This window comes from Rhodanobacter sp. UC4451_H18 (assembly GCF_052978225.1).
On record NZ_CM129663.1, the window covers coordinates 2,916,800 to 2,931,029 of the forward strand.

The window sequence follows — 14,230 nt, forward strand, 5'->3', positions numbered from 1 at the left end:
GACGACAAGGCGGCACTGCCTGTCGTGGTGCGTGCGGGAGCCTGCGGTCCGCAGGCGCTTGTCCCGCGGGCCGTTTCCTACCCGTCGTAGCCGAAGCGTTCGAGCCACGGTTGCAGCACGGGCAACACCGGTTCGAAATGCTCGCGGTAGTCGCGCCAGCGTCCCACCGCCTTGCGATAGACGCCGCGGGTGACCTGCGCGTAGCTGGGCGTGCTGATGTGCTTCTCGCGCGCATGCTCGGCGAAGCGCTGCAGGGGCGCGGCATCGGCCAGGTCCAGGAACTGCGCCAGTCGTGTCGCCTGGTCGCCGAACTGCTCCACCACGGATTCGTAGCGCCACTCCAGCACCTGCGGGGAGAACACCTCGACATCGCGCTGCCATTGGGTGAAGGCGCGCGCGTAGCCCTGCGCCAGGCGCGGCAGGGAGGAGCACAGCACCATGAACGCCGGCGAGCGGAACGACTGCATGCTGCAGCTGAGCAACACGTCGCAGGGATGGCGCAGGCAGAGGATGATCCGTGCCTGCGGAAACAGCCGCATGATCATCGGCAGGCACTGCATGTTGAGCGGGTTCTTGTCGACCAGCCGGCGCGGCCCGAGGTCGGGGCGCACCTGCGCGACCCGTCGGCGATAGCTGCGGCGCAGGGCATCGGCATCGTCCTGGCTCAGTGAGGCGAGATCGGCGGGATAGCGCTGGCCGACGCGTTCCATGCTTTCGATCAGCTCATGGATGTAGGCACGCTCGTCCATGGACCGGAAATCCGGGTGGGCGTCGAGCATCTGTTCCAGCAAGGTGGTACCCGAGCGCGGAAAGCCGACCACGAAGACCGGGCTCTCCATGGAGCCGGGGGCGCGCAGCTCGGTCCAGCGGGCGTAGTCGTGCGGTTCGACCACGCAGTCCGCCAGCGGCAGCGGCTGGCTGTCCGCCGCCAGTCGCTCCGGCACGACCTGGCGGGCGATCTCCAGTTGCGCCGCGTGCGCCGCCTGCAACGCGTCCCATGCCTCGGCGTGGCGGCCCAGCCGGTCGCAGGCGATGGCGAGGCCGAAACCGACGCTGGCCCGGCTCTCGTCGTCGAGCGGCAGCGCCAGCACGCGCCGGTACAGCGCCGCTGCCTCGGCGTGCGCGCCGTTGCGTGAGGCCATCGCGGCGTGCGCGCGCCAGCCGTCGGCGCGCGCTTGCACGGCGCCCGGCGGCAGGGCGTCGATCGCGGCCAGCGGCAGTTGCTGCAGGTCCTGCTGTGCGCGTTCGACCTGGTTGCTGCGCTCGTGCAACACCACGCGCTGGGCGGCGATGCGCAGGCGCAGCGGAGCGGCCGCGGCCTCCGTCGGCGGCAACTGCGCGCGCGCGAGCGTGCGCAGGGCCGCCTCGGAAGCGCCCTGCACCGACAACATGGCGGCCAGTATCAGCGCCTGTTCGGCGGGTTGCGGCGGCCACTCGCCGGCGCCGTCGAGCATTTCCTCCTGCGCCGCGTTGTCGCCGCAGACGTAGCAGGCGTAGGCCGCCTGCAGGCGGGCCTCGATGAATGACGGGGCGAGACTGACCGCTTCCAGCAACGCCTGCCGTGCCGCCGGCCAATCGCGTTGCTGGGTGTACAGCAGGCCGAGGTTGTAGTGCACCTCCGCATCGCCCGGCGCGAGCTGCCGGGCCTGACGCAAGGCCTGTCCGGACGCGGCGAGGTCGCCGGCCAGGCGAGAGGCCACGCCGAGGTTGTTCCAGTAGGCCGAGACGGCCGGTCGCAACTGGCACAGGCGGTTGAACGTGGCGGCCGCCCGTGCGTGCCGGCCGGTGGCCTGTTGCGCCACGCCGAGCAGGACGAGCACGCCTTCGTCGTCGCCGGCGGCATCCGCCGCCTGCGCCGCCAGTTCGATGACGCGCTCTGCGTCGCCTGCATTCCACGCGCTGGCCATGGCGGCGGCCAGCGTGCTGGCCGGAGTGCCGGGCGGATCGGCGGCGGGCGGGGGCGGGGGCATGCGGCCTCGGTGGGATGGTGTCCGGCGCCCATTATGCAAGAGGGCCGCGGTTTGCCCGCGGCCCTCCTGGGGGTTTGCAACGACTGCGATGGAGCTAGGACATCAGAACTTCACGGTGGCGCGGGCCCAGTAGTAGCGACCGAGCACGTCGTAGGTGGAGACGTCCACGTTGTAGTTGGAACCGTTCTGATACATCAGCGGCGGTGCCTTGTCGGCGATGTTGTCCACGCCGACGTCGAAGCGGGTGTGGATCGACGGCACCGCGTAGCCGAGCTGGATCGAGTGGTAGGTCACCGAGGCGATCGGAATGTTCACGCCGGGAATGGCCGCATCCGTGTTGAGCGCGGTCAGGCTGTTGATGTAGCGCGACTGCCACTGGGCGTTCCAGTTGCCCTTGCTCCAGTTCAGCGTGACCGTGCCGCGCAGCCGCGAGATGTTGCCGAACTGCTGGCTGTAGGTGCCGGCGTAGTCGATGGCCTGTGCGCCCGGCTCGCCGGGGGTGGCGTTGTTCCTGTAGGTGGAGGTGTAGCTGCTGTTGAGGCCCACCTGGAAGTCGCCCGGGTCCACGCTGCCCATGTTGAAGTGGGGCACCTTGTAGCGCAAGGTGAAGTCGACACCCGACGTATTCAGCGTGCCAAGGTTGACCACCGGCGTGTTGATCAGGAACACCTGGCCCGGCTGGCGGCTGGTGGTGTCCTCGCGATGGATCAGCCCGCAGTACGGGCTGGCACTGTTGTTGAAGCACGAACTGACGACCAGGTCGCCGGTGATCGCGGTCAACGTGTCGGACAGGTAGATGTGCCAGAAGTCGAGGCTGGTGGAGAAGCCGGGCAGCCACTCCGGCGAGTAGACCAGGCCGAGGTCGATGGATTTGCCCTTTTCCGGCTTCAGCGAGTTGCCCACGGTGGCGGCACCGGAATAGAACGTGTTGACCTGCGCCGGCGAGTTGCCGCCCCAGTTGACCGGCACGTACTGGCAGGCCGCGGCATGCTGGGCCAGATCGGCCGCGCTGAGGTTGACGCAGGGGTCGTTCAGGGTGGGCTGCACCAGGGTGCGGCCGTCGTAGAGCTCGTTGAGGTTCGGCGCGCGGAACACCTGCGAGACGGTACCGCGGACCAGCAGATCGGCCACCGGCTTCCATTCGATCGCGACCTTGCCGTTGGTGGTGCTGCCGCTGGTGCTGTAGTTGGAGGAGCGCACGCCCAGGTCGATGTTCAGTGACTGCGCCCCGGGCGCATCGGCGAGCAGCGGGATCAGGGTTTCCGCGTAGATCTCCTTGACGTTGTAGCTGCCGCTGGCGGGCGAGCCGCATGCTTCCTGCAGGATCTGGCACTGGGTGGTGACCGGGTCGAGCACCGCGAACGGGCTCACCGTGTACTTCATCGTCTGCTTGCGGTACAGCGCGCCGACCGACAGCTGCATGGCGCCGGCGGGCAGGTCCCACAGGTCGCCGCTGGCGTCGAACTGCGCCTGCTTGGTCGAGTTGGTCATGACATAGATCGGCGTCTTCACGCCGGCGCTCAGCAGCTTGCCCACCGCCGGGTCGGCCTGGTTGAAGATGTTGGCGCCGGCATCGACCGCCGCCTGCAGGGCGGGGATGTCCACCTCGTTGGTGTCGCGCTGGTCGCGCTTGCTGTGGCTGTAGTTGATCGACGCGTCCCAGATCCAGCTGCTGTCCTGGCCGAAGTTGCCGCGCAGGCCGGTGTTGATCTGCGCGTTGTCGGTCTTGTAGCTGTGCACGCGGGTGCCGGCGCCGGTCAGGCGGGTCTGGAAGTTGTAGCCGCTGTTCGGGTCGCCCGGCACCGCGTTCTGGCTGAAGGTGACGCCGAACGGGTTGATCGGGTTGCTGGAGGAGATGATCAGGCCGTCACCGGTACCGACCGGCGAGGGGGCATCCTGGCCGCTGGATTCGGTGCGGTTGTAGAACGCGTTGACGTAGGCCTTGAGGTTGGGCGTCAGGTCGTAGCTGCCCAGCACGAAGCCGTTGGTGCGCTTCTGCGCGGTCTGCATGTAGTTGAGCGCGGCATAGTTGTAGGTGTCCGAACCGAGCCGGCACCGGTAGTCGCCGAGGCTGGAGCCGTCGCCCGTGGCAAGCGTGACGTTGGCGGTGCCGGACGAGTTGATCGCGCAGCCGTACTGGCTGGCGATCGAGGCCGGCAGCTGGATGCGGCCGGTCGGGATCGAGCTGGAGCCGGCGGCGATGATGGTGCCGCTGGACAGGTACAGCTGCTGCCGCGAGAAGTCGCGTTGCGAGGCCAGCGTGGCGTCGTACTTGTTGTAGTCGAGGCCGCCGACGATGCTGTAGTTGTCGCCGGACATGCCGCCGGTCAGGTTGAAGCCGCGACGCTGCGAATCGCCGTGGCTGGAGATGCCGTCGTTCAGGCTGAACTGGACGCCCTGGAAATCCTTGCGCAGGATGAAGTTGACCACGCCGCCGATGGCGTCGGAGCCGTACACGGTGGAGGCGCCTTCGGCCAGTACGTCGACGCGGTCAATCATGTCCGGCGGCAGCATGTTGATGTCCGAGTTGACCATGCGCTGGCCGTCCACCAGCACCAGCGTGCGGTTGATGCCCAGGCCGCGCAGCGAGACGCGCGAGGCGCCGCCGCCGGCTTCCAGCAGCGGGCTGGCGACGCCGCCGCCGTTGCTGTTGTTGGAGGGGTTGGTGGCGTTGCCGGAGATCGCCGGCATGTCCTGCAGCACGTAGCCCAGGGTGGGCTTGCCGGAGTTGGTGATGGCCTCGCGGTCGATGGTCACCACCGGGCTGGCGGTTTCCACGTCCACGCGGCGGATCAGCGAGCCGGTGACCACCACGGCGTTCAGCGTCTTGGCTTTGTCCTTGGAGGCCGGCGTGGCCTGATCCGTCGTGGGCGGATTGGTGGTCGTCGTCTGGGCCTGCAGCCCGCCGGCGACCGAGAGCATCCCGGCGGTCAATGCGAGACGCACAGCCAGTGACAGGTGATTCAAGTCGTATTTCATGTGGTTTCTTTCCCCAGTGGTGATGGCTCGGCCCTGTAATGTCGAGCGCGTCCACTGGTGCCCCTTGTCCCCCCTCAGGCAATGTCGCAACCAGTTTCGGACCACGCCCAACGTTCGAGAGGTTACTCCCCCGAGGCTTCGTCGCACCACTGCGCACGGCACCGGGCGGAACGGGGTATCGGGCGTCGAGGTCGGCGGGGGCGCCCCGGAGCTTGTGAAGGAAACCGCCTCCCGTGGTTTCCTCCTGTCGCGAGCCCGTTACAGGCCCGGACTCGCTCACGTGGAACAGTCACCAGGACGCCTGTTTCATGTCCAGCCTTCGGACAACCGCTCCTGTTGCCTCGACTCGGGCATCGGGCCATTGCTCCTGCCTTGCCTCCACTCGGACAGCCATGCCTCGCCGGGGCTGGTCCGAGGGGTTGAAAACCGCTCAGCCTCTCAGTGTCCGTAACGCTCCTGCAGGAACGCGAACACCGCGCGCAGGCCCATTGCCTCGCCGCCGCGGGGGCGGCCGGGGCGGTCGGCGTCGTTCCAGGCGTAGGTGTCCAGGTGCAGCCACGGCGTGCCGTCGGGGACGAAGCGTTCGAGATAGAGCGCGGCGGTGATCGCGCCGGCGTGGCGCGAGGCGCTGGAGTTGGCGAAGTCCGCCAGGTGGGAGTCCAGCATGCGCCGGTACGGACGCCACAGCGGCAGCCGCCACAGCGGGTCGGCCACGGCGTTACCGGCCTGCAGCACCGCGTCGGCCAGCGCGTCATCGTTGGCGAACAGGGCCGGCAGATCCGGGCCCAGCGCCACGCGGGCGGCGCCGGTGAGGGTGGCGAAGTCGATGATCAGCGCCGGTTGCTGTTCGCCGGCGTAGGCCAGCGCGTCGCACAGGATCAGCCGGCCTTCGGCGTCGGTGTTGTCCACTTCCACGGTATGGCCGGCGCGGGTGGTGATCACCTCGCCCGGGCGCATCGCGTTGCCGGCCACGGCGTTCTCCACCGCCGGCACCAGCAGGGTCAGCCGCACCGGCAGGTTGGCCTGCATCACCAGCCCGGCCAGCGCGATCGCGTGCGCGGCGCCGCCCATGTCCTTCTTCATCCAGCGCATGCCTTCGCCGCCCTTGAGGTTCAGGCCGCCGGTGTCGAAGCACACGCCCTTGCCGACGATCACCAGCCTGGGATGGTCGGGCTTGCCCCAGCTCAGTTCGACCAGCCGCGGCGCGCGATGGCTGGCGCGGCCCACGGCGTGGATGGTGGGGAAGTTCGCCTTGAGCAGTTCGTCGCCGACCCAGTCGCGCAGCTTCGCCTTGTGTGCCTTGGCCAGGGTCTTTATCGCCTCGCCGAGTTGCTCCGGACCCATGTCCTGCGTGGGCGTGTTGACCAGGTCGCGCACGCGCGAGGTGGCCTCCACCAGCGGGGCCAGCCGGGCCAGTTCCTCGGCCGCCACGATCAGCCGCGCCGGGGCGCGTTTGGCTGCGCGGTAGCGGGTGAACTGGTAGGCGCCCAGCGCCCAGCCCAGCGTGGCCAGCGCGGTGTCGGCGAGCACGCCTTCGGCGGCCAGTTCGTAGGTGGCTTCGGGCAGGTGGCAGGGCAGGCCGGCCAGCGCGGCCAGCGGATCGGCCGGCGCCACGCCGACCAGCACGCGCGCCAGCTTGCCGGCCGCGTCGGGCACCAGAGCGAACGTGCCGGGCGCCGCGTCGAAGCCGCTGTCGCCGAGCCAGCGCCGCTGCGTCGCATCGAGCCGGCGGCGACTGACCGCCAGGTGCGCGGCGTCGGTGGTCTCGACGGGGATGCCATGGCGCTGGCCAGGGCGGCGTTCGATCAGGGCGGACATGGGCAAATCCTTGCGGGGAAATGGCCCATGATGGACATGCCCGCGTCGAAGAACAATCGCAACGGCGTCAGTCGCGGCGGGAAGAGGCTTCCAGCCAGTCGGCCAGCGCCGCCAGGTCGGGCAGGTCGAGATCCGGCGGCGGGCCCATGCCGGGTGGCCACGGTTCGCCCTGGCGATTGATCCACGCCGTGCGCAAGCCGGCGTCGCGCGCGCCGGCCACGTCCAGCGCGGGGTCGTCGCCCACGTGCAGCACCTGTCCCGGTTCGACGCCGAGCAGGGCGGCTGCGGCAAGGAAGATGGCGCGGTCGGGCTTGCCCACGCCATGGTCGCGGGCGCAGACCTGATGGCGGAAATGCCGCTCGATGCCGATGCGGCGCAGGTCGGCGTTGCCGTTGGTCAGGCTCGCCAGCGGCCAGCGTGCGGCGATGCGTTCCAGTGCGCTTGGGCAATCGGGGAACAGCTCCACCTGGTTGCGCGCGGCGAAATAGATTTCCCACAACGCGTCCACCGGCGCATCGGCGATGCCGCTGGCCTCGAACACATGGCGCAGGGTCAGCTGGCGCTGGGTGGTGAAATCGTGCGCCAGGTCGATCCGCTCGGCGGCCACTTTGGCGCGCAGTTGCCGCATCGCGGTGATCGGCCACGCACGCGCCACCTCCGGATGGTGCTGCTGCAGCCAGGCGTCGACGGCCCGGTCGGCCCGTTCCAGCGCGGGCAGCACCGGCCACAGCGTGTCGTCCAGATCCAGCGTCAGCGCCAGCGGACGCTGGACCCTGCCGGCGCCCGCCTCTGCGGCGCGGCTCACCCGGTTATCGCTTGCTGACGCGCAACACCTGGCCCTGTTGCAGGTGGTCGCTCTTGAGCTGGTTCCACGCGCGCAATTGCGCCACCTCGACCGAATGTGCCTTGGCGATCGAGGACAGCGTGTCGCCGCGCACCACCTTGTACGTCGAATGGGTCTGCGTGGCGTCGGCGCTGACGCCGCGGAAATTCTTGCCGTTGGCCTGGCTCACCGTGGTGGCCGAGCCGCTGGCGCGCTCGACGCCGGTCACGGCGACGTTGCTGACGCTGCCGCTGACGCGCTCCAGCCGTGCATCGTTCGCCGCGCGCTCGCGGCGCGCTTCCAGCGCGTTGCGGGCCTGCACCGTGCGCTCCGACGTGGGCGCGATGGCGGCGCGGGACGCGTAGGTGGCGCCGGGCGCCGAGATCGGCGTGCCCTGCGACCGCGCGCGCGCGCCGACTTCGGCCAGGATCGTGCTGCGGCGCTCGGCATCCATCGCCGCCAGCCGCGCGCCGTCGTCGTAGGGCAGCACGCCGTGGCGACGCAGCGCAGCCTTGGCCGGCTCGGTCTTGAGGAAGTCCACGAAATCCTGCGCCTGCTCGGCCTTGGCGCTGTGCGGGTTGGTGACCAGGTACAGCGGGATGAACAGCGGGTAGCTGCCGTTGGCGATGTTCGCCGTGGTCGCCGTGCGGCCGTTGATCGGGATCGCCTTCAGCTTGGGGTTGTCACTGATGCCGGCCAGCATGGCCACGCCCAGGCCGTTCGGGTTCAGCGCGATGCCTTCTTCCAGCTTGCGCGTGTTGACGTACAGCCGCGGCGCGGCGACCGGCTGGTTGCCGCGGCCGAACAGCAGGCTGCGCAGGCTGTACTCCACGCCGTCGCCGGGGCTGGCCACCGCGTAGACGTCGATCGGCGCGTTGCGGCCGCCGACTTCGCTCCAGTTGTGGATCTTGCCGTAGTAGATGTCGTGCACCTGCTTCAGCGTGAGGCTGCCGATCGGGTTGGACGCCTGGGTGATGATTACCAGGCCGCTCCAGGCCACCGGGGTGAAGGTCAGCCGGTCGTTCTGCGCGCTGCCGTCGGAGGGGCGCGCGCTGCCGGCGAGGTCGGCGGTGCCGTTGCTCACCGCGTCGAGGCCCGAGGCGGTGTTGAACGGCTGCAGCTCGATGCGGCCGTGGCCGGCCTTCGTCCATGCCTTGCCCACTTCGTTCATCACCGCGTTGGCGGTGGCGTCGTCGCCGCGCCAGACCAGGCTGCCGGACTTGGTGGCCGCGGTTGCCGCGGTGGAGAAACAGGCGCCGATCAGGGCGAGGCAGAACAGGCGAGCAAAGCGTACGGACATGATGATGCGAAACCCCGGCGTGATGAACTCATGACATGGGCGGATGAGCTGGCCGATCGGGCCGGCCCACCCGTCTGGCGACTTGACGAAGGTGCGTGATCGAAAGCGGATATGCAGCCGACGCGCGGCGCGTTCGACAAGCCGTCAGGATATTGGATCGGCCTGAACCCACAATATCAAGCGATTTCTGGCGTTTGCGTGACGATGCGTCACAGAGCGTGCGCGCGAACACGCCGTTCACGCGACCCACGTCCGGTTTTTCGCGCGGTCGCTTTGCCGCGTCGTCAGTTGATCAGTACGTAGTGGCTGCCGTCTGTATCGGCCACCACCAGCACCAACTGGCGCAGGCGCACGCCGGCCAGCCCGCGCAGCATGCGCAGGCTGGTGAGGCGCTGGTTGCCGATGCCGACCACCACGTCGCCCGCACGCAGTCCCGCCTGGGCGGCGCGGCTGCCCGGCTGCACCGTGCTGACGGCGGCGCCGTACCAACCCTGGTCGCGCTGGCTCTGGCTCAGCTCGCTGAAACGCACGCCGGCCAGGCGCGGGTCGAGCTGGCCGCCGTCGAGGCTGGCCAGCTTCTCGGCGCTCAGCGTCGCATTGACCTGGCGCGGCTGGCCGTCGCGCACGATGCCCAGTTGCAGGCTGCTGCCCAGCGGCAGCAGGCCTTCGGTGTTGCGCAGCTGCTGCACGCTCTGCAGCGGCTTGCCGTTGAGCGAGGTCAGCACGTCGCCCGGCTGCAGCCCGGCGCGCGCGGCGGCCGAACCGTCGCCGACGCCGGTCACCACCACGCCCTTGCTCTCCTTCAGCCCCAGCGCCTGGGCGATGCGCGGGGTGATCGCCTGCGCCTGCAGGCCCAGGCTGCCGCGCTCGACCTTGCCATGCGCGATCAGCTGCTTCATCACCTCGGCGGTGAGGTTGCTGGGGATCGCGAAGCCGATGCCCACGTTGCCGCCCGAGGGCGAGAAGATCATCGTGTTGATGCCGACCAGCTCGCCGCGCAGGTTCACCAGCGGGCCGCCGGAGTTGCCCGGGTTGATCGAGGCGTCGGTCTGGATGAAGTTCTGGTAGCTCGAATCGCCCAGGCCCGAGCGCCCCAGCGCCGAGACGATGCCGGCGGTCACCGTCTGGCCCAGGCCGAACGGTTCGCCCACCGCCACCACGTAGTCGCCCACGCGCAGGGTGGAGGAGTCGGCCATCGGCAGCGCGTGCAGGTCGCTGGCCCGGATCTGCACCACCGCCACGTCGGTGGCCGGGTCGGTGCCGATCAGCTTGCCCTTGAAGCTGCGCCCGTCCTGCAGCGTCACGCTGATGTCGTCGGCACCGGCGACCACGTGGTTGTTGGTCAGGATGTAGCCCCTGGCGGCGTCCACGATCACGCCCGAACCCAGGCTCTGCTCCACGCGCTCGCGCGGCGTGGGCGGCAGGCCGAAGAACTGGCGCACCATCGGGTCGTCGAAATACGCATCGCGCACCGGCACGTGGGTGGTGCTGGAAATGTTCACCACCGCCGGCGTCACCCGGGTCAGCATCGGCGCCAGCGACGGCATCGGCTGGCCGTCGATCGCCGCCGGCAAGGTGGCGGCGCGGCCGGCGCCCGGCAGCGTGCCGAACGCGATCACCAGCGCGGCCAGCAAGCCGGTCAACCACGACGGCACGGAGGGATGGCGAGGCGACATGAGGGGCTCCTTGGCGGGGGTGAGTTCGGCGCTGGTTCGACCGATCGGCGGCGTGCGGGTTCCCGCCGGCCGATGCCGCTCGCAGGACTTTACTTCCCGGAGCGGCAGGGTTAACTTCCTCCCTTGGTAACAACCACAACATCTTGTGTTGAAGCGCCAATGCCGAGACTAGCACTGGTGCCAACCGCGGCGTTCTTGGGGAGGAGCCACTGTTGTCGGAAAGCCAGGGGGCGGGCAGGCCGGGAGGTCGTTCCCGCCCGTGATCTTCGTCGCCGTCGCGTCGCGAGCGACACCCTTACATCCCAATAAAAATCAACGGGGGCCGCGAGGCCACACCGAGAGGTCAGCAAAACGATGAGCACAATGCGTGCGCCAGCCAACCACCCCGCCACCGGCCGCGATGCTGCCGTGGACATCCCGCTGCAACCCGCCTCGTGGGACATCTGGGACAAGAAGTATCGCCTGAAGACCAAGACCGGCGAGCCGGTCGACGGCAGCATCGACGAGACCTACCAGCGCGTGGCGCGCGCGCTGTCCGACGTGGAAGCCACCGACGAGCTGCGCGGCCACTGGTACGAGCGTTTCCTGTGGGCGCTGCGCCGCGGGGCCATCCCCGCCGGCCGCATCACCTCCAACGCCGGCGCGCTGGCGCACAAGCCGGCCACCAGCACGATCAACTGCACCGTTTCGGGCACCATCCACGATTCGATGGACGACATCCTGGAGAAGGTGCACGAGGCCGGCCTCACCCTGAAGGCCGGTTGCGGCATCGGCTACGAGTTCAGCACCCTGCGTCCGCGCAACGCCTATGTCTCCGGCGCCGGCGCGTACACCAGCGGCCCGCTGTCGTTCATGGACATCTACGACAAGATGTGCTTCACCGTCTCCAGCGCCGGCGGCCGCCGTGGCGCGCAGATGGGCACCTTCGACATCAGCCATCCGGACGCCAAGGAGTTCATCCGCGCCAAGCGCGAGGACGGCCGCCTGCGCCAGTTCAACCTCAGCCTGCTGATCACCGACGGCTTCATGGACGCGGTGGAAAACGACCAGGACTGGCCGCTGGTATTCCCGGTGCACGTCAAGGAGAAGGACGAGATCGACGTCAACGACCCGAGCAAGGTCGTCTGGCGCGAATGGCCGACCCACGAGAACTACGTCGACCGCGAAGACGGCCTGGTCGCCTGCAAGATCTACAGCCACATCCGCGCGCGGCACCTGTGGGACATGATCATGGTCTCGACGTACGACTACGCCGAGCCCGGGTTCATCCTGATCGACAAGGTCAACGAGATGAACAACAACTGGTGGTGCGAGCACATCCGCGCGACCAACCCCTGCGTCACGGCCGACACTTGGGTGCAGACCGCCGAAGGCCCGCGCCAGGTCAGTGACCTGCTCGGTCGAGGCTTCATGGCCCGCGTGGACGGCAACGATCACGCCACTGGCGCCGAGGGTTTCTTCCGCACCGCGACCAAGCCGGTGCTGGCGCTGCAGACCGAGGAAGGCCACCGCCTGCGCCTGACCGAGGACCACCGCGTGCGCCGCGTGTCGCGCCTGACCCGCTGGAGCGTGGACACCGAGTGGTGCGCCGCCGGCGCGCTGCAGCCTGGCGACCGCGTGCTGCTCAACGATCACCGCGCCAACGCGCAGTGGCCCGGTGCGCTGACCGGGGAGCAGGGCTACCTGCTCGGCCTGCTGGTCGGTGACGGCACGCTCAAGCACGAGGCCGCGGTGTTGTCGGTGTGGCCGCAGGCCGCCGTGATGAACGGCTCGGTGGATGGCGGTACCCGTGCGCTGATGGCCGAAGCCCTGCGCTGCGCCCGGACGCTGCCGCACCGTGCCGATTTCACCGGCTGGTCGGAAGTGGCCGGCCGCGGCGAGTTCCGCATGAAGTCCGCCGCGCTGCGTGACCTTGCGTTCGAGTTCGGCATGAATCCGGGCGACAAGGCGATCACGCCGGCGCTGGAGCAGGCGTCGAGCGAGGCCTATCGCGGCTTCTTGCGCGGCTTCTTCGACGCCGACGGTTCGGTGCAGGGCAGCCAGGCCAAGGGCGTGTCCGTGCGCCTGGCGCAGTCGGACCTGCCGCGGTTGGAAGCGGTACAGCGCATGCTGCTGCGCCTGGGCATGCCGTCACGGATCTATCGCGACCGCCGTGTCGCAGGTGAAAGCCTGTTGCCCGATGGTCATGGCGGCAGGCATGCCTATGCCACCCGGGCCCAGCACGAGCTGGTGATTGCCGGCGAGTCGCTGCCGCGTTTCGCCGAATTGATCGGCTTTGCCGACAGCGACAAGGCCGCGCGTCTGAAGGCCGCCTTGTCGGGCTACAAGCGTCACCTCAACCGCGAGCGCTTTGTTGCCACCGTGCAATCGCTGCAGGCCGATGGCGTCGAGGACGTCTACGACGTGCAGGTACCCGGCATCAACACCTTCGACGGCAACGGCCTGCACGCGCACAACTGCGGCGAACAGCCGTTGCCGCCCTACGGCTCGTGCCTGCTCGGCTCGGTCAACCTGACCAAGTTCGTGCGCGACCCGTTCGGGCCCAAGGCGCGTTTCGACTGGGAGGAATACCGCGAGGTGGTCAAGGTGTTCACCCGCATGCTCGACAACGTGGTCGAGATCAACGGCCTGCCGCTGGAGCAGCAGCGCAACGAGATCATGGGCAAGCGCCGCCACGGCATGGGCTTCCTGGGCCTGGGCTCCACCGTGACCATGCTCAAGCAGAGTTACGGCAGCCCCGAGGCGGTGGCGTTCACCGAGGACGTCTCGCGCGAGATGGCGCTGGCCGGCTGGGAAGTGGCGCTGGAGCTGGCGAAAGAGAAGGGCGCCGCGCCGGTGCTGCTGCGCGACTACACCGTCACCGGCGACATGCTGCGCAAGCGCCCGGAAATGGCGGCCGACGGCTACAAGATCGGCGACACCATCCCCGGCCGCGTGCTGCACGCGAAATACAGCCGCTACATGCAGCGCATCGCCACGGTGGCGCCGGAGCTGGTCGAGCAACTCGCCGAGACCGGCGCGCGTTTCACCCACCACACCTCGATCGCGCCCACCGGCACCATCTCACTCAGCCTGGCCAACAACGCCAGCAACGGCATCGAGCCGAGCTTCGCGCACAGCTACTCGCGCAACGTGATCCGCGAAGGCAAGAAATCCAAGGAGAAGGTCGAGGTGCTCAGCTTCGAGCTGCTCGCCTACCGCGCGCTGATCAACGCCGAGGCCAGGCCGTTCACCGACGACGCCGCGCACAAGCTGCCCGACTACTTCGTCTCCGCCGACGACATCGGCCCGAAGCAGCACGTGGACATCCAGGCCGCCTCGCAGAAATGGATCGATTCGTCGATCTCCAAGACCGCCAACGTGCCCACCGATTACCCGTACGAAGACTTCAAGGACATCTACTTCTACGCCTACAAGCAGGGGCTCAAGGGATGCACCACGTTCCGCTTCAACCCCGCCGCTTTCCAGGGTGTGCTGGTCAAGGAATCGGACCTTGAAAACACCCTCTACCGCTTCGAGCTGGAGGACGGTAGTGTTGTCGAACTGAAAGGCAATGAGCAGGTGGAATACGACGGCGAGATGCACTCGGCCGCCAACCTCTTCGATGCCTTGAAGGAGGGTTACTACGGCAAGTTCTGAACTGCGCGCAGTTTCCCGAGGGCCA

At 68.7% G+C, this 14,230-nt stretch carries 7 protein-coding genes; 1 reads left to right on the plus strand and 6 read right to left on the minus strand.

Translation table 11 applies throughout. The features are described from left to right. Positions 1-77 precede the first annotated feature (77 nt). The 6 genes from ACVCMG_RS13130 to ACVCMG_RS13155 form a co-directional block, all read right to left on the minus strand. Complete coding sequence (locus ACVCMG_RS13130) at positions 78-1,970, minus strand: sulfotransferase (RefSeq protein WP_447114310.1); 1,893 nt, start codon at positions 1,968-1,970, stop codon at positions 78-80. 102 nt (positions 1,971-2,072) lie between these two features. Further along, a complete protein-coding gene (locus tag ACVCMG_RS13135) occupies positions 2,073-4,949 on the minus strand; it encodes a TonB-dependent receptor plug domain-containing protein (protein ID WP_395120239.1) in 2,877 nt (958 codons plus the stop codon). Between the two features lie 438 nt (positions 4,950-5,387). Next, a complete protein-coding gene (locus ACVCMG_RS13140; RefSeq protein ID WP_447106798.1) occupies positions 5,388-6,767 on the minus strand; it encodes a leucyl aminopeptidase family protein in 1,380 nt (459 codons plus the stop codon). 67 nt (positions 6,768-6,834) lie between these two features. After that, the gene (locus tag ACVCMG_RS13145; RefSeq protein ID WP_447114311.1) at positions 6,835-7,572 is read right to left on the minus strand and encodes an HAD family hydrolase; all 738 of its coding nucleotides are present in this window, start codon (positions 7,570-7,572) and stop codon (positions 6,835-6,837) included. A 4-nt stretch (positions 7,573-7,576) separates the two neighbouring features. Next, complete coding sequence (locus tag ACVCMG_RS13150; RefSeq protein ID WP_395120237.1) at positions 7,577-8,890, minus strand: substrate-binding domain-containing protein; 1,314 nt, start codon at positions 8,888-8,890, stop codon at positions 7,577-7,579. Positions 8,891-9,174: 284 nt separating this feature from the next. Beyond that, positions 9,175-10,566 carry a Do family serine endopeptidase gene (locus tag ACVCMG_RS13155; protein WP_447114312.1) on the minus strand — a complete coding sequence of 464 codons (1,392 nt, stop codon included), beginning with the start codon at positions 10,564-10,566 and terminating at the stop codon, positions 9,175-9,177. 354 nt (positions 10,567-10,920) lie between these two features. Between ACVCMG_RS13155 and ACVCMG_RS13160 the strand changes: the two genes are divergently transcribed. Then, the gene (locus ACVCMG_RS13160; protein WP_447114313.1) at positions 10,921-14,205 is read left to right on the plus strand and encodes an LAGLIDADG family homing endonuclease; all 3,285 of its coding nucleotides are present in this window, start codon (positions 10,921-10,923) and stop codon (positions 14,203-14,205) included. Positions 14,206-14,230 lie beyond the last annotated feature (25 nt).

Excerpts from the sequence above, each read along its gene's own strand:
- ACVCMG_RS13155 (WP_447114312.1), bottom strand. The coding sequence starts at position 10,566 with ATGTCGCCTCGCCATCCCTCCGTGCCGTCGTGGTTGACCGGCTTGCTG.
- ACVCMG_RS13130 (WP_447114310.1), bottom strand. The coding sequence starts at position 1,970 with ATGCCCCCGCCCCCGCCCGCCGCCGATCCGCCCGGCACTCCGGCCAGC.
- ACVCMG_RS13135 (WP_395120239.1), bottom strand. The coding sequence starts at position 4,949 with ATGAAATACGACTTGAATCACCTGTCACTGGCTGTGCGTCTCGCATTG.
- ACVCMG_RS13150 (WP_395120237.1), bottom strand. The coding sequence starts at position 8,890 with ATGTCCGTACGCTTTGCTCGCCTGTTCTGCCTCGCCCTGATCGGCGCC.
- ACVCMG_RS13140 (WP_447106798.1), bottom strand. The coding sequence starts at position 6,767 with ATGTCCGCCCTGATCGAACGCCGCCCTGGCCAGCGCCATGGCATCCCC.
- ACVCMG_RS13160 (WP_447114313.1), top strand. The coding sequence starts at position 10,921 with ATGAGCACAATGCGTGCGCCAGCCAACCACCCCGCCACCGGCCGCGAT.